The organism is Streptomyces sp. 8N706 (genome assembly GCF_052245415.1).
In the GTDB taxonomy this organism is placed as follows: Bacteria; Actinomycetota; Actinomycetes; order Streptomycetales; family Streptomycetaceae; genus Streptomyces.
In genome coordinates this window covers 84,399-99,644 of the sequence record NZ_JBQQBW010000005.1, presented here as the reverse complement: position 1 = coordinate 99,644, position 15,246 = coordinate 84,399, and the positions used below count along the sequence as shown (strand labels likewise).

Annotated in this window: 19 protein-coding genes; 2 read left to right on the top strand and 17 right to left on the bottom strand. The window is 68.8% G+C overall.

Annotated features, from left to right (window positions below; translation table 11 throughout):
- The first annotated feature begins 10 nt into the window (after positions 1 to 10).
- Complete coding sequence (locus tag ACTWQE_RS04000; protein WP_443327381.1) at positions 11 to 970, top strand: DUF389 domain-containing protein; 960 nt, start codon at positions 11 to 13, stop codon at positions 968 to 970.
- A 98-nt stretch (positions 971 to 1,068) separates the two neighbouring features.
- Here the strand turns inward: ACTWQE_RS04000 and glmM are convergent, their stop codons facing one another.
- The 3 genes from glmM to rplM all read right to left on the bottom strand — a co-directional run bounded on the left by glmM (position 1,069) and on the right by rplM (position 3,559).
- Positions 1,069 to 2,427, bottom strand: a complete 1,359-nt coding sequence (gene glmM, locus ACTWQE_RS03995) for a phosphoglucosamine mutase (protein ID WP_443327380.1) — start codon at positions 2,425 to 2,427, stop codon at positions 1,069 to 1,071.
- Between the two features lie 153 nt (positions 2,428 to 2,580).
- Positions 2,581 to 3,075, bottom strand: coding sequence for a 30S ribosomal protein S9 (rpsI, locus tag ACTWQE_RS03990; protein ID WP_443327379.1), 495 nt, complete (start codon positions 3,073 to 3,075; stop codon positions 2,581 to 2,583).
- 40 nt (positions 3,076 to 3,115) lie between these two features.
- The gene (rplM, locus tag ACTWQE_RS03985) at positions 3,116 to 3,559 is read right to left on the bottom strand and encodes a 50S ribosomal protein L13 (RefSeq protein WP_443327378.1); all 444 of its coding nucleotides are present in this window, start codon (positions 3,557 to 3,559) and stop codon (positions 3,116 to 3,118) included.
- Positions 3,560 to 4,085: 526 nt separating this feature from the next.
- On the opposite strand from rplM, the gene ACTWQE_RS03980 reads away from it, so the two are divergent.
- Positions 4,086 to 4,922: a hypothetical protein gene (locus ACTWQE_RS03980; protein ID WP_443327377.1), complete on the top strand. Its 837-nt coding sequence runs from the start codon at positions 4,086 to 4,088 to the stop codon at positions 4,920 to 4,922.
- A 39-nt stretch (positions 4,923 to 4,961) separates the two neighbouring features.
- Here the strand turns inward: ACTWQE_RS03980 and ACTWQE_RS03975 are convergent, their stop codons facing one another.
- The 14 genes from ACTWQE_RS03975 to rpmD form a co-directional block, all read right to left on the bottom strand.
- Positions 4,962 to 5,900, bottom strand: coding sequence for a GlxA family transcriptional regulator (locus tag ACTWQE_RS03975; protein ID WP_443327376.1), 939 nt, complete (start codon positions 5,898 to 5,900; stop codon positions 4,962 to 4,964).
- A 313-nt stretch (positions 5,901 to 6,213) separates the two neighbouring features.
- On the bottom strand, positions 6,214 to 7,104 hold the full coding sequence (truA, locus tag ACTWQE_RS03970; RefSeq protein ID WP_443327417.1) for a tRNA pseudouridine(38-40) synthase TruA: 891 nt from the start codon (positions 7,102 to 7,104) through the stop codon (positions 6,214 to 6,216).
- 110 nt (positions 7,105 to 7,214) lie between these two features.
- Positions 7,215 to 7,748: a 50S ribosomal protein L17 gene (gene rplQ, locus ACTWQE_RS03965; protein WP_443327375.1), complete on the bottom strand. Its 534-nt coding sequence runs from the start codon at positions 7,746 to 7,748 to the stop codon at positions 7,215 to 7,217.
- Positions 7,749 to 7,994: 246 nt separating this feature from the next.
- The gene (locus tag ACTWQE_RS03960; RefSeq protein ID WP_443327374.1) at positions 7,995 to 9,017 is read right to left on the bottom strand and encodes a DNA-directed RNA polymerase subunit alpha; all 1,023 of its coding nucleotides are present in this window, start codon (positions 9,015 to 9,017) and stop codon (positions 7,995 to 7,997) included.
- 126 nt (positions 9,018 to 9,143) lie between these two features.
- Complete coding sequence (rpsD, locus tag ACTWQE_RS03955) at positions 9,144 to 9,770, bottom strand: 30S ribosomal protein S4 (protein WP_443327373.1); 627 nt, start codon at positions 9,768 to 9,770, stop codon at positions 9,144 to 9,146.
- A 28-nt stretch (positions 9,771 to 9,798) separates the two neighbouring features.
- Entirely contained in the window at positions 9,799 to 10,203 is a 405-nt protein-coding gene (gene rpsK, locus ACTWQE_RS03950) for a 30S ribosomal protein S11 (RefSeq protein ID WP_443327372.1), read from the bottom strand.
- 66 nt (positions 10,204 to 10,269) lie between these two features.
- Positions 10,270 to 10,650 carry a 30S ribosomal protein S13 gene (gene rpsM / locus ACTWQE_RS03945; protein ID WP_443327371.1) on the bottom strand — a complete coding sequence of 127 codons (381 nt, stop codon included), beginning with the start codon at positions 10,648 to 10,650 and terminating at the stop codon, positions 10,270 to 10,272.
- Positions 10,651 to 10,842: 192 nt separating this feature from the next.
- Positions 10,843 to 10,956 (bottom strand): 50S ribosomal protein L36, encoded by a 114-nt coding sequence (gene rpmJ / locus ACTWQE_RS03940; protein ID WP_003956441.1) that lies wholly within the window; start codon positions 10,954 to 10,956, stop codon positions 10,843 to 10,845.
- Between the two features lie 56 nt (positions 10,957 to 11,012).
- Positions 11,013 to 11,234 (bottom strand): translation initiation factor IF-1, encoded by a 222-nt coding sequence (infA, locus tag ACTWQE_RS03935; protein WP_003956442.1) that lies wholly within the window; start codon positions 11,232 to 11,234, stop codon positions 11,013 to 11,015.
- Positions 11,235 to 11,397: 163 nt separating this feature from the next.
- A complete protein-coding gene (map, locus tag ACTWQE_RS03930) occupies positions 11,398 to 12,240 on the bottom strand; it encodes a type I methionyl aminopeptidase (protein WP_443327370.1) in 843 nt (280 codons plus the stop codon).
- 169 nt (positions 12,241 to 12,409) lie between these two features.
- Positions 12,410 to 13,066, bottom strand: a complete 657-nt coding sequence (locus tag ACTWQE_RS03925) for an adenylate kinase (protein ID WP_443327369.1) — start codon at positions 13,064 to 13,066, stop codon at positions 12,410 to 12,412.
- On the bottom strand, positions 13,066 to 14,379 hold the full coding sequence (gene secY / locus ACTWQE_RS03920; RefSeq protein ID WP_443327368.1) for a preprotein translocase subunit SecY: 1,314 nt from the start codon (positions 14,377 to 14,379) through the stop codon (positions 13,066 to 13,068). Before secY ends, ACTWQE_RS03925 begins: the two co-directional genes overlap by 1 nt.
- A 227-nt stretch (positions 14,380 to 14,606) precedes the next feature.
- The gene (rplO, locus tag ACTWQE_RS03915; protein WP_443327367.1) at positions 14,607 to 15,062 is read right to left on the bottom strand and encodes a 50S ribosomal protein L15; all 456 of its coding nucleotides are present in this window, start codon (positions 15,060 to 15,062) and stop codon (positions 14,607 to 14,609) included.
- Position 15,063: 1 nt separating this feature from the next.
- Complete coding sequence (gene rpmD, locus ACTWQE_RS03910) at positions 15,064 to 15,246, bottom strand: 50S ribosomal protein L30 (protein ID WP_351511179.1); 183 nt, start codon at positions 15,244 to 15,246, stop codon at positions 15,064 to 15,066.

Here is a 15,246-nt window from a genome sequence, read left to right as displayed (position 1 = left end):
GCGTGCTGCCATGCTGCATCTCCGCCTGATGGTCCCCGGCGACCGCACCGACGAGGTCGTCTCCCTGCTGCAACGGACCGTCGGCACCACGCACCTGGCGGTACTGGCGGGCGCCGCTCGCGATCCCGCCGGGGACGTCGTGCTGTGCGACGTCGCGCGGGAGGCGGCCGACGAGCTGCTGAGCGAGCTGCGCAAGCGGGGTATCGAGGAGTCCGGTTCGATCGCCGTCGAGAGCATCGACCTCTCGCTGTCCAGGAGGGCGGACCGGGCGGAGCTCGAGGCTCCGGGCGAGGGCGCCGACGCCGTGCTGTGGCAGCACCTCGAGGACGCCACCCATGAGGAGTCCACGCTCTCGGCCACCTACCTGGCGTTCCTGTCGCTCGCGACCATGATCGCGGCCTGTGGTGTGGTGCTCGACAACGCCATCCTGATCGTGGGCGCCATGGCCGTCGGCCCGGAGTTCGGTCCGCTCGCGGGCCTCTGCACGGCCATGGTGCAGCGGGCTCCCAGGCTCGCCTGGCGCTCGCTGATCGCACTGCTGCTCGGATTCGCGGTCGCCATGGTGCTGACCACGGGGTTCAGCCTGATGATGGACGGCCTCGGCCTCTTCCATCCCGACGACGTGACGGCCGACCGCCCGAACACCGACTTCATCTGGCAGCCGGACCCGTTCTCCTTCGTGGTGGCCGTACTCGCCGGGATCGCCGGAACGCTCTCCCTGACCTCCTCGAAGTCCGGAGCGCTGGTGGGAGTCGCGATCTCCGTGACCACCGTCCCGGCCGCCGCCAACGCCGCCGTGGCTCTGAGCTACGGCGAATTCACCCAGGCCCGGGGTTCCAGCGAGCAGCTGTTGCTCAACCTCGCCGGGATCGTCATCGCCGGGACACTCACGCTGATCGTCCAGAAGTTCCTCTGGAGGAAACAGCGCAAGCGCACGGTCAGCGCGGGCAGGGCCTCGTCCCGCCCGTAGTGGGCGGTACCCGGGGCACCGCCGCTCCTCGATCCGGTTCCCCGGGGAGTGTGCCGACAGCCGAGTGATCTCAGATCACGGGGATGCGGCGGGTGCCGTCAGCCCAGCGCGGACTTCACCACGTCGGCCAGCCGGCCGGCCACCGAACGGGCCTGGTCGATGTCGGCGGCCTCCACCATCACCCGCACCAGCGGCTCCGTACCGGACGGGCGCAGCAGCACCCGCCCCGTGGAGCCCAGCTCCCGCTCCGCGTCCGCCACGGCCACCGACAGCTCCTCCGACGTCGTGACCCGCGACCTGTCCACGTCCGGAACGTTGATCAGCACCTGCGGCAGCCGCTCCATGACACCGGCCAGCTCCGCGAGGCTACGGCCGGTGGCCGCCACCCGTGCCGCCAGCAGCAGCCCGGTCAGTGTGCCGTCCCCGGTGGTCGCGTGGTCGAGGACGATCACATGGCCGGACTGCTCGCCGCCGAGCGCGAAGCCGTGCTCCTTCATCGACTCCAGGACGTACCGGTCGCCGACCGCGGTCTGCACCAGCTCCACGCCCTCGCGCTCCATGGCCAGCTTGAAACCCAGGTTCGACATCACCGTGCCGACCACGGTGTTCTTCCGCAGGCCGCCGTCCTCGCGCATCGCCAGGGCGAGGACGGCCAGGATCTGGTCGCCGTCGACCTCGTTGCCGTCCGCGTCCACCGCCAGGCAGCGGTCCGCGTCACCGTCGTGCGCGATGCCCAGGTCCGCGCCGTGCTCGACGACCGCGGTCTTCAGCAGGCCCAGATGGGTCGAGCCGCAGCCGTCGTTGATGTTGAGGCCGTCCGGGTCCGCCCCGATGGTGATGACATCGGCACCGGCGCGTGCGAAGGCCTCCGGGGAGACCCGCGCCGCCGCGCCGTGTGCTTCGTCGAGGACGACCTTGAGACCGTCGAGCCGGTTCGGCAGCACCCCGATGAGATGCGCGACGTAGTTGTCGAAGCCCTCGTCGTACGTCCGTACGCGCCCCACGCCCGCGCCCGTCGGCCGGTCCCACGGCTCTCCCGACGCGTGCGCGCCGTACACCGCCTCGATACGGTCCTCCAGCTCGTCCGCGAGTTTGTGCCCGCCGCGCGCGAAGAACTTGACACCGTTGTCCGGCATCGGGTTGTGGCTCGCGGAGAGCATCACGCCGAGGTCGGCGCCCAGCGCACCGGTGAGATACGCCACCGCCGGGGTGGGCAGCACACCGACGCGCAGGACGTCCACGCCCGCGCTCGCGAGACCCGCCACGACAGCGGCTTCCAGGAACTCTCCGGACGCGCGCGGATCACGCCCCACCACCGCCGTCGGCCGATGGCCGTCGAACGTGCCCGCTTCGGCGAGCACATGCGCCGCCGCGACCGACAGACCGAGCGCGAGCTCCGCCGTCAGATCCGCGTTGGCGACACCGCGCACACCGTCCGTGCCGAAGAGTCGTACCACTGGTGTCCTCCGAGTTGCTTCGAAACTGTCGGCCTTGAGCGCTCTCTGTCTGTATACGCTCCTGGCTGGCCGTAAACGAACGCCCCGGCAGCACATGGTGTGCCGCCGGGGCGGTCCATCGAACGCCAGCGCGACAAAGCGCTGGATGATCGACTAGCGCTTGCTGTACTGCGGCGCCTTACGGGCCTTCTTCAGACCGGCCTTCTTCCGCTCGACCGCGCGGTCGTCGCGGCTCAGGAAGCCGGCCTTCTTCAGCGGTCCGCGGTTGTTGTCCACGTCCGCCTCGTTCAGCGCACGGGCGACACCCAGACGCAGCGCACCGGCCTGGCCGGAGACGCCGCCACCGGCGATACGGGCGATGACGTCGTAGCGGTCGTCCAGCTCGAGCACCTTGAAGGGCTCGTTGACTTCCTGCTGGTGCACCTTGTTGGGGAAGTACTCCTCGAGGGTGCGCCCGTTGATCTTCCACTGGCCGCTGCCCGGAACGATACGGACACGGGCGATGGCGTTCTTGCGACGCCCGAGGCCGGCGGCCGGCTGCGGGTCGCCGAAGCGGGACGCGAGCGACTCGGAGGTGTACTCCGACTCGACGGTCTCGGTGGTGTACTCCTCGACCTCGATGGGGGTCTCGGCGGTGGTCTCGGCCACGATTCTCCTCAGATTCTCTTCGTCTTAGGGGTGGCCGGGACTACTGCGCGACCTGGGTGATCTCGAACGGGACCGGCTGCTGGGCAGCGTGCGGGTGCTCGGCGCCCGCGTAGACCTTCAGCTTCGAGAGCATCTGGCGGCCCAGCGAGTTCTTCGGGAGCATGCCCTTGATGGCCTTCTCGACGGCCTTCTCGGGGTTCTTCTCCAGCAGCTCGTCGTAGCGGACGGACCGGAGGCCGCCCGGGTAGCCGGAGTGGCGGTAGGCCAGCTTCTGGCTGCGCTTGTTGCCGGAGAGGTGCACCTTGTCGGCGTTGATGACGATCACGAAGTCACCAGCGTCGACGTGGGGCGCGTAAACCGGCTTGTGCTTGCCCCGGAGAAGGGTCGCGGCCTGGGTCGCCAGACGGCCCAGGACAACGTCCTGCGCGTCAATGATGTGCCACTGGCGCTGGATATCGCCGGGCTTGGGGCTGTACGTACGCACGGTCGTAGCCTTCGCTTCTGCAGTGATGGGGTCTCCCCCAGCCCGCCAGGGCTGCGGGGGACAGGTCCTTACAAGGCCACCCGGACGATCACGACAGCCCTGGCGGCACCCGGGGACGCAACCCGTATGCCTGCCGCTGGTCATCGGCCCGGTGGACCGGCGTAACGGCCTCTCACGTGAGAACGAGCAAGCCAGTACGCATAACGAACTGGCAGAATACCGGCCCGGCCCCGCACGGGTCAAAACGCGCCCCGACCGACGATCCGGACCGGCGGAGCATGGCCGTCCGAGATCCGCGACCACCCGTACGGGTCACCGCGCGCAGCGAACGGACCACCGTACGCCGACGGACGGCCCTTCCTGGCGCCCTCCTCCCCCACCGGCTCCGCGCGAGAGCGTCCGGTGAGCGGCCCGCGTCCGTCGCCGAGGCGGTACGCCACCCGTACCGCTCCGGGACGGGACGGACCGTGGACCCGGATGGTCACCGCTGAACGCACCGTACTCCGAGCGGATTAAGATGCGCGCCATGAGCTTTGGGGATGGGGGGCCTTTCGGCCCTGGCGAATCGAGCCGGGCGACTCCGGACTGGGGCGCGCTGGCGGACCGCACGGCCGCCCGCAACCGGCGCCGTAAGTGGGTGCTGATCGGCGGCGGCGCGCTGGCGACGGCGGCGGTGGCCGTCGTGGTCGCGACGGCCGTGGTCAACTCCACGGGCGCGGACGACGGCGGGAAGGGGCTGCCGTCACCGCAGAGCCTGCCCAGCGAGCCGCAGCAGCCCGAGCCCTCCTTCTCCGACGTCACGCCGCCTCCCCCGCCGGACCCGCGGGAGTTCATAGCCAGCAAGGAGAAGGACACCGCGCCGCTCAGCGCGGGCACGCTGTTCCCCGCCGACACCATGTCGACCGGGGCGGGCTCGTACAAGAAGGGCGCCACCAGCGCCACCAAGAGCTGCGCGGCCGCCGCCTCCGGCCGCCTCGCCCCCGCCCTCACCGGCAACGACTGCACCCAGGTGATCCGCGCCACGTTCCAGAAGAGCGGCGTGGCCGTGACCATCGGCGTCGCGGTGTTCGACACCCAGGCGCAGGCGACCAAGGCCAAGGAGCAGGCGTCCGGCAACATCCAGTCGCTCGCAGGCAACGGTGTACCGGCCTTCTGCCGTGCGACGGCCTGCCGGCTCTCGGCCAACTCCATCGGCCGCTACGCCTACTTCACGGTCTCCGGCTACACCTCCGGCAAGGCCGTCGTGGACTCCGACACCAAGGCACGCCAGGCGGGCAAGGACATCGCCGACTACACCTTCGCCCGGATCGTCGAGCGCGGCGAACGCCAGGCTTCGGCGGCGGCCACGGCGCAGTCCCGCTGACCGGTCACCCCCGCGGCCACCGCGGGCCGGATGGCCGCCTCACCCGAAGGCGCGGCGGTAGGCGTGGGGGCTCGTACCCGTCACACGCTTGAAGCGGTCGCGGAAGGCCGTCGGTGATCCGAACCCGACCTGGGCGGCGATGCGGTCGACGGGGTGCGCGGTGGTCTCCAGCAGATGCTGGGCCCGGCGGATCCGTGCGCGATGCAGCCACTGCAGGGGCGTGGTGCCGGTCTGCTCCCGGAACCGCCGGTTGAGCGTACGCGTGCTCATCCCGGCGTGGGCGGCGATGTCGTCGAGGGTCAGCTCCTTGCCGCAGTTCTCCTCCATCCACCGCAGCACCGGCTCCATGAGGGACCCGCGGGGCGAGGGGGGCTGCTCGTGGACGATGAACTGGGCCTGCCCTCCCTCGCGCTCCAGCGGCATCACCGAGAGCCGGGCGGCGTCGGCGGCGACGGCCGAGCCATGGTCACACCGGATCATGTGCAGACAGAGGTCGAGCCCCGCGGCGGCCCCGGCGGAGGTCAGGAACTGCCCGTTGTCCACGTACAGCACATCGGGGTCCACCTCGACGGAGGGGTGCCGGGCGGCCAGGAGTCCGGCGGCGATCCAGTGGGTGGTGGCCCGCCGCCCGTCCAGCACACCGGTCGCGGCGAGAACGAAGGCCCCCGTGCAGATCGAGGCGATACGGGTGCCGGCCCCGGCGGCCCGTCGCAGCGCGTCGAGCACCTCACCGGCCACCGGAGCGGCGAGGTCGGCCACGCCCGGCACGATGATCGTGTGCGCCTCGGCCAGCTCCTCCAGGCCCCACGGCGCGCGGAGGGCGAACACTCCGGCGTCGACCTCCGGCGTCGCCGCACAGATCCGCACCCGGTAGGCGGCGCGCCCGTCGGGCAGCCGCGAACGGCTGAACACCTCCACCGGGGTCGACAGATCGAAGGCGATGACCCCGTCCAGAGCCAGAACAGCGACAGTGTGCATGGCCAGAACTATGCCGGTACCGGTTTCCCGCCAACGACCGGGGGCCGCGGCGGACTTACGCCTCGTCGGTGACGGGTCACGGCGTGACCGTCGTCCACCTCCACCCCCCGGCCACGGGGCTCACCGGCAGCGACCGGACGGCCCTCCGAGACCGGACGGCCGCGCCCGGTGAGACCGGACGGGCCGCGCGACAGGAGACCGGGCGCGGCCGAGCCCGCACCCGGCACTCCCCGTTTCAACGAGACCGGCATGCCCGTTTCAACCGACACCGGCACCCCCGTCTCACCGAGACCGGCACGCCCGCTCGCCCCGGTCAGCAGCAGCCCGCCCGAGCGCCCGCCTCCGCCGCGCCCGGCAGCGAGCGCTTGTTCCGCGCCGCGAGGTTACGGGCCGCGAGCTGGTCGTCGGGCGGATAGCCGACCTCCTCCAGCGTCAGCCCATGGGGCCGTACGACGTTGACAGCCGAGTGCCGTACCCGGCCCGCCAGGACTTCGCCGGGGAAGCCCACCGGCCGGTGCCCGTCGCCGACCAGCAACAGGGAGCCCACCAGAGCCCGCACCATGTTGTGGCAGAAGGCGTCGGCCCGTACGGTCGCGACCGCAAGCCCTCCCTCGGCCCGCTCCCAGCGCAGATCGAGCAGCCTACGGATCGTCGTCGCGCCCTCGCGCTTCTTGCAGTACGCCGCGAAGTCGTGCTCACCGAGGAGCCTCTCCGCCGCCTCGTTCATGAGGTCGATGTCCAGCGGCCAGTCGTGCCACAGCACATAGCCGCGCCGCAGCGGGTCCACGCCGCCCCTGTGGTCACCGACCCGGTAGGCGTAGCGCCGCCAGATCGCCGAGAAACGCGCGTCGAAGCCCGGCGGGGCCTCCTCCACCGACCAGACCCGGACATCGTGCGGCAGCCGCCCCGCCAGCCGCCTCAGCAGCTTCTCCCGGTGCTCGGCCCAGACGTCCTCCGCCAGGTCCACATGCGCGACCTGTCCGCGCGCGTGCACCCCCGCGTCCGTACGCCCCGCCACGGTCAGCTCGACCGGCTCGGGCAGCCGCATCACCGTCTGCAGGGCGCTCTCGACCTCGCCCTGCACCGTCCGCCGCTCCCGCTGCCGCGCCCAGCCCGAGAAGTCCTTGCCGTCGTACGAAAGATCCAGCCGGACCCGTACGCCGCGTTCTCCCGGGGGCCGCCCCCCGTTCCTGCCGGGCTCCACCCCGGGCCCCCCGGAAAGCCCTGTACTCACCCACACGATCCTCTCCATGCGGAACGGGCCCGCCCCCAGAAACTGGGAGCGGGCCCGTCCGTGTCAGCCATCGGGACGGCTCAGGCGTCCTTGGCGTCCTTGGCGTCCTCAGCCGCTTCCTCGGCGGACTCGGCCGGGGCCTCGTCCTTGACCTCGTCGGTCTTCTTGAGGTCCGCGGCGGCCTGGTCACCGGCGGCGTCCTTGGCGGAGCGCTTGGTGGCGGCCTCGGCCTCACCCACGGCGGTCTGCTGCACGGTCAGTGCCTCGACCAGCTCGATGACCGCCATCGGGGCGTTGTCGCCACGACGGTTGCCGATCTTGGTGATCCGGGTGTAGCCACCCGGACGGTTCTCGTAGCGCGGGCCGATCTCCGTGAAGAGGGTGTGGACGACACCCTTGTCGCGGACGGTCTGGAGCACCAGACGGCGGTTGTGAAGGTCGCCCTTCTTCGCCTTGGTGATCAGACGCTCGGCCACCGGGCGCAGGCGGCGGGCCTTGGCCTCGGTGGTCGTGATGCGGCCGTGCTCGAACAGCGCGGTGGCGAGGTTCGCCAGCATGAGCCGCTCGTGCGCAGCGCTGCCGCCCAGACGGGCGCCCTTGGCGGGCTTCGGCATGGTGTTTCTCCTCGGTGTCTGCACCGGCCGTATCAGGTACCGGTGTCAGGGTCCGTACGAGCGTTTGCCCGCACGGAATCTTGCGGTGGGGCCCACACCTGCCGGGCACGGTCGAGCCCGGCAGGGGCCCCTCCCGGCGTGAGCCGGGGAGGTCGAGGCCAGAGCCTCAGCCGCGGCGGAGCGGCAGCCCAGGGCGCCCCGGCGACGCCAGGACGCCCGAAACCCGGCCGCACCCGCAGCCGGCGGTCAGTACTGCTCGGTCTCCACGAAACCGGCGTCCGCGTCGTCGTCGGCACCGAAGGCGTCGGCGGCGGCGGTCGGGTCGAATCCGGGCGGGCTGTCCTTCAGGGCCAGGCCCATGCCGGCCAGCTTCGCCTTGACCTCGTCGATCGACTTCGCACCGAAGTTGCGGATGTCGAGCAGGTCCGCCTCGGAACGCGCCACGAGCTCACCCACGGAGTGGATGCCCTCGCGCTTCAGGCAGTTGTACGAGCGGACCGTGAGCTCGAGCTCCTCGATCGGCAGCGCCAGGTCGGCGGCCAGGGCGGCGTCCGTCGGCGACGGGCCCATGTCGATGCCCTCGGCGTCGATGTTGAGCTCGCGGGCCAGACCGAACAGCTCGACCAGGGTCTTACCGGCCGACGCCATGGCATCGCGCGGACGCATGGCCTGCTTGGTCTCGACGTCGACGATCAGCTTGTCGAAGTCGGTGCGCTGCTCGACACGGGTCGCCTCGACCTTGTAGGTGACCTTGAGCACCGGGCTGTAGATGGAGTCGACCGGGATCCGGCCGATCTCCTGGCCCAGCTGCTTGTTCTGCACGGCGGAGACATAGCCGCGACCGCGCTCGACGGTCAGCTCCATCTCCAGCTTGCCCTTGCCGTTCAGGGCGGCGAGGACCAGGTCGGGGTTGTGCACCTCGACACCGGCCGGCGGGGCGATGTCAGCAGCGGTGACCAGGCCGGGGCCCTGCTTGCGCAGGTACATCACGACCGGCTCGTCGTGCTCCGAGGAGACGACCAGCTGCTTGATGTTGAGGATGAGGTCGGTCACGTCCTCCTTGACGCCCGGCACGGTGGTGAACTCGTGCAGGACCCCGTCGATCCGGATGCTGGTGACAGCGGCACCGGGGATCGAGGAGAGGAGCGTACGACGCAGGGAGTTGCCGAGGGTGTAGCCGAAGCCCGGCTCCAGCGGCTCGATCACGAACCGGGAGCGGTATTCGTCGACGACCTCTTCGGTCAGCGAGGGACGCTGAGCGATGAGCATGGGATTTCCTCCAGTCTTCGGCGCCCGCTATTTGACGCCGATGGCCCCGGGCGGGAGCCCGGATACTGCAAGGGTACGGGCGATACGGCCCGTATGAGGCCGTACCGCCCGTCCGCCTTCGCTCTGCTACTTGGAGTAGAGCTCGACGATCAGCTGCTCCTGCACCTGGGTGTCGATCACCTGGCGCTCGGGCAGCGAGTGCACGAGGATGCGCATCTTCGACGGAATGGCCTCGAGCCACGCCGGGACGGTGCGCTCGCCGGCCTCCGCACGGGCGACCACGAAGGGGGTCATCTCGAGCGAGGACTTGCGAACCTCGATGATGTCGTTCGCGGCGACGCGGGCCGACGGGATGTCGGTCTTGCGGCCGTTCACATTGATGTGGCCGTGGCGGACCAGCTGACGGGCGTGGTCGCGGGACTTGGCGAAGCCGGCCCGGTAGACCACGTTGTCGAGGCGGGTCTCGAGGATGCGGAGCAGGTTCTCACCGGTCTTGCCGGACTTCCTGTTCGCCTCCTCGAAGTAGCCACGGAACTGCTTCTCAAGGACGCCGTAGATGCGGGCAGCCTTCTGCTTCTCACGCTTCTGCAGCAGGTACTCGCTGTCCTTGGTGCGCCCGCGACCGTGCTCACCCGGGGGGTAAGGACGGATCTCGATCGGGCACTTCGCGCTCTCGCACTTGCTCCCCTTGAGGAAGAGCTTCTGCTTCTCCCGACGGCAACGCTTGCAGTCGGCCCCGGTGTAACGCGCCATTGTGTGTCGTGTCTCCTACTTCAGATGGTCAGACGCGGCGGCGCTTGGGCGGGCGGCATCCGTTGTGCGGGGTGGGGGTGACGTCCTGGATCGAACCGACCTCGAGGCCGGTGGCCTGGAGGGAGCGGATCGCGGTCTCACGGCCGGAGCCGGGACCCTTCACGAAGACGTCCACCCTGCGCATGCCGTGCTCCTGCGCCCGGCGGGCGGCCGACTCGGCGGCCATCTGCGCGGCGAAGGGGGTGGACTTGCGCGAGCCCTTGAAGCCGACGTGGCCGGCAGAGGCCCAAGAGATCACATTCCCGGTCGGGTCGGTGATCGAGACGATCGTGTTGTTGAACGTGCTCTTGATGTAAGCGTGCCCGTGGGCGACGTTCTTCTTCTCCTTGCGGCGCACCTTCTTGGCGCCGGCCGTACGGCTCTTCGGAGGCATACTTGGTAACTCCCGTGGAGGTGGTCGGTCCTACAGCTCGGACCGCTTGGCAGCGTCCGGTGAGGACTACTTCTTGCCCGGCTTCTTCTTGCCGGCGATCGCGCGACGCGGGCCCTTGCGGGTACGGGCGTTCGTGCTGGTGCGCTGGCCGTGCACCGGCAGACCCCGGCGGTGGCGCAGGCCCTGGTAGCAGCCGATCTCGACCTTGCGGCGGATGTCGGCCTGGATCTCGCGACGGAGGTCACCCTCGGTCTTGATGTTGTTGTCCACGTACTCGCGGATCTTGACGAGGTCTTCCTCGGCCAGGTCGCGAACGCGGGTGTCCGGGTTCACACCGGTGGCGGCGAGAGTCCGCTGCGCCAGGGTGCGACCGATGCCGAAGACATAGGTGAGGGCGACCTCAACGCGCTTGTCGCGCGGGAGATCAACGCCTTCGAGGCGTGCCATGGATGTGGCTCCTGATGACTATTCGGAGGTCTTCCGCAGCACCGTTCCCGTAAGACTCTTCAGCATTACGAGCCGGGTCCCCGGCCTCCGAGCCGGGGGTGTCGTCCCCGCGCGGCGACGCGAGGGGTCGGGTGTCTGCGTATGTACGTGTTGTGCGTCGCGCGAAGATCTGCGAAAGGTGCAGGTCGTACGTCAGCCCTGGCGCTGCTTGTGGCGCAGGTTGTCGCAGATGACCATGACCCGGCCGTGGCGGCGGATCACCTTGCACTTGTCGCAGATCTTCTTGACGCTCGGCTTGACCTTCATGGGATGTGAGGTTCTCCGGGTCAGTGCCACCACCCGCACAGGGGTGTCGGCAAGATCTACTTGTAGCGGTAGACGATCCGGCCGCGCGTCAGGTCGTACGGAGACAGCTCCACCACGACCCGGTCATCGGGAAGGATACGGATGTAGTGCATCCGCATCTTGCCGCTGATGTGCGCGAGGACCTTGTGACCGTTCTGGAGCTCCACCTTGAACATGGCGTTCGGCAGGGACTCGATCACGGTGCCCTCAATCTCGATGGCACCTTGCTTCTTGGCCACGCTTCGCCCTTCGAATCGGCTACCTTGATCGGCCCTCGTACGCATGCGGACACACGGATGCACGAGAGCCGACGCATCAGTCTACGTCAGGGCATCCGGAAAGACGAATCGAGGGAGGATGCCCATAACCCTAGATCGTTAAGCCTGGGGACTTTCCCGGCCCTCAGGACCCGGAGACGGGGTCCGGCGCGGTCGTGATGCCGTACTCGGCGAGCTTGGCCCGGCCGCCGTCGACGGCCGTCAGCACCAGCGGGCCGTTCTCGGTCAGCGCGACCGAGTGCTCCCAGTGGCTGCTCCACGTCCCGTCGTCGGTCTTGACGGTCCAGTCGTCCTCGAGGACATGGGTCCGCGGTGTGCCGAGGCTCACCATCGGCTCGATCGCGATGCAGAAGCCGGGCACCAGCTTGGGGCCGCGGCCGCGCTTGCGCTCGACATAGTTCAGCAGGTGCGGGTCCATGTGCATCTCGGAGCCGATGCCATGGCCGCCGTAGTCCTCGATGATCCCGTACTTGCCGGTGGCCGGACGCGGCTGGCGGCGGATGTAGCCCTCGATGGCCCGCGAGATGTCGACGAGGCGGTTGCCGTTCCTGACCGCGGCGATCCCGGCCCACATGGACTCCTCGGTCACCCGGCTGAGCTCGTACAGCTCCGGCGCGTGGCCCGTTCCCACGAAGACGGTGATGGCCGCGTCGCCGTGCCAGCCGTCGACGATGGCGCCGGCATCGACGGAGAGCAGGTCGCCGTCCTTCAGGACCGTCGCGGTGTCGGGGATGCCATGGACCACGACATCGTTCACCGAGGTGCAGATGGTGGCGGGGAAGCCGCCGTAACCGAGGAAGTTCGACTTGGCGCCGTGCTCGGCGAGGACCTTCCGGGCCACGTCGTCCAGGTCCTTGGTCGTGGCACCCGGGACGGCGGCCTCACGGCACGCGGCGTGGATCTTCGCCACGACCAGCCCCGCCTCGCGCATCTTCGCGATCTGCTCCGGGGTCTTGATCTCCACCATGGGCCTGCCTGCTCCTCTGTGCGTCCGAACCACCGACGCTCTCGCGGAGGCGATTGCACTCCGCTGTGGTTGCTCGATTAAGGGGTTGCCGTCCTTACGGTAACCGGTCCGACAACACTACGGCCGCGGTGTCCGGGACACCGCGGCCTGTAGTCACACCCTCGTACGCTCAGGCGGTCCTCTGCCGGAGGGCTTCCATCGCCCGCTTGGTCACCTCGGTCACCTTGCCGAGCGCCGAGATGGTCACGACCAGGCCCTGGGCCTTGTAGTAGTCGATGATCGGCTCGGTCTCGCGGTGGTAGACCTCGAGGCGCTTGCGCACGGTCTCCTCGGTGTCGTCCTCACGCTGGTAGAGCTCGCCGCCGCAGATGTCACAGACACCCTCGGTCTTCGGCGGGCTGTAGGTCACATGGAAGACGTGGCTGCTGTCGTTGCGGCAGATACGGCGGCCCGCGATCCGCTTGACGACCTCGTCCTCCGGGACCTCCAGGTCCAGCACCGCGTCGAGCCGGATGCCCTTCTCGTCCAGGATCTCGTCCAGGACCTTGGCCTGGTGGAGGTTGCGGGGGAACCCGTCGAGCAGGAAGCCGTGCGCGGCGTCCTGCTCCTCCAGCCGGGATTTCGCCATCCCGATGGTCACCTCGTCCGGCACCAGCTGGCCGGCCTTCATGTACTCCTGCGCCTGCTTGCCCAGGGGAGTCCCCTGGCTGATGTTCGCGCGGAAGAGGTCGCCCGTGGAGATGTGCGGGATGGACAGGTTCTTGGCGAGGTACGCGGCCTGCGTACCCTTGCCCGCACCAGGCGGCCCGACGAGGACGATTCGCATCAGCGGAGGAACCCTTCGTAGTTACGCTGCTGAAGCTGGCTCTCGATCTGCTTCACGGTTTCCAGACCCACACCCACGATGATCAGGATGCTCGTCCCGCCGAACGGGAAGTTCTGGTTGGCTCCGAAACCTGCCAACGCCGTCGTTGGCACAAGTGCGATCAAGCCCAGGTACAGCGACCCCGGCCAGGTGATCCGGTTGAGCACATAGCTCAGGTACTCAGCAGTAGGTCGACCAGCCCGGATGCCCGGGATGAAGCCACCATACTTCTTCATGTTGTCCGCGACTTCCTCGGGGTTGAACGAGATCGCCACATAGAAGAACGCGAAGAAAACGATCAGGATGAAGTACGTGATCATGTAATACGGGTGGTCACCCTTGACGAGGTGGGTGCTGATCCAGGTCGCCCAGCCCGATTTCGACCCGCTGAATTGCACGAGCAGGGCCGGGATGTAGAGCAGCGACGACGCGAAGATGACAGGAATCACACCCGCCTGGTTCACCTTCAACGGGATGTACGTGGACGTACCGCCGTAGGACCTGCGACCGATCATGCGCTTCGCGTACTGCACGGGGATACGGCGCTGGGCCTGCTCCACGAAGACCACCAGACCGACCATCGCGAAGCCGACCAGCATCACGACACCGAACTCGACCCAGCCGTCGGCGATCTTGCCCTGCTGCTTGATCGACCAGAGCGCGGACGGGAAGCCGGCCGCGATCGAGACGAACATCAGGATCGACATGCCGTTGCCGATACCGCGGTCGGTGACGAGCTCACCGAGCCACATGATCAGCGCGGTGCCCGCGGTCATGGTGATGACCATCGTGATCGTGATGAAGACCGACGTGTCGGGGATGATCTGCCCGGCCCGGTCGCACTGCGGGAACAGCGAGCCGCTGCGGGCGGTGGCCACCAGACCCGTCCCCTGCAGCACCGCCAGCGCCACCGTCAGATAGCGGGTGTACTGCGTGATCTTGGCCTGGCCGGACTGGCCCTCCTTCTTGAGCGCCTCCAGCCGGGGGATCACCACGGTCAGCAGCTGCAGGATGATGCTCGCCGTGATGTACGGCATGATCCCGAGCGCGAAGATCGTCAGCTGGAGCAGCGCGCCACCGCTGAACATGTTGACCAGGCCGAAGAGCCCCTGGGCGCCCTCGGCCTGCTTCATACATGCGTTGACATCGGGGTAGCTGATCCCGGGCAGCGGGATGTGCGCCCCGAGCCGGAAGAGCACGATGATGCCAAGTGTGAACAGCAGTTTTTTGCGCAGGTCGGGCGTCTTGAACGCTCGGGCGAACGCGGTGAGCACGGTGCCTCCTGCGACCCCCGCGTATCGGCGCGAGAGGTGACGGTCGAAAAGATCGGCGTTTACAGGTCAGTCAAAAGCCGCACGGACGTACCGAGCGGCAAGGGCCCGGAAGCCCCGGAAAATACAGCAACAGTGCACGCCACCATACCGGCGGACGTGCCCCCCTTGGAACGACCAACCGGGGATGCCCCATTTGAGGGCATCCCCGGTTGGAGGAGTCATCGGGCTCAGACGAGCTCGGTGACGGTGCCGCCGGCGGCGGTGATCTTCTCCTTGGCGGAGCCGGAGACGGCGTCGACCGTCACCTGCAGCGCCACGGAGACCTCGCCGGTGCCCAGCACCTTGACGAGCTGGTTCTTACGCACCGCACCCTTGGCGACCAGGTCGGCCACCGTGACCTCGCCACCCTGCGGGTAGAGCGCGGCCAGCTTGTCCAGGTTCACGACCTGGAACTCGGTGCGGAACGGGTTCTTGAAGCCCTTGAGCTTCGGGAGACGCATGTGGAGGGGCATCTGCCCACCCTCGAAGCGCTCCGGAACCTGGTAGCGGGCCTTGGTGCCCTTGGTGCCACGACCAGCGGTCTTACCCTTGGACGCCTCACCACGACCCACACGGGTCTTGGCGGTCTTGGCGCCCGGGGCGGGCCGGAGGTTGTGGACCTTCAGCGGCTTCTGCTCCGCCATGTCAGTCGACCTCCTCGACCGTCACGAGGTGCCGCACGGTGTTGGCCATGCCGCGGATCTCGGGGCGGTCCTCCTTGACAACGACGTCGTTCAGGCGCTTCAGCCCGAGCGAACGCAGCGTGTCGCGGTGGTTCTGCTTGCTGCCGATGTACGACTTCGTCTGCGTGATCTTGAGGCGGGCCAT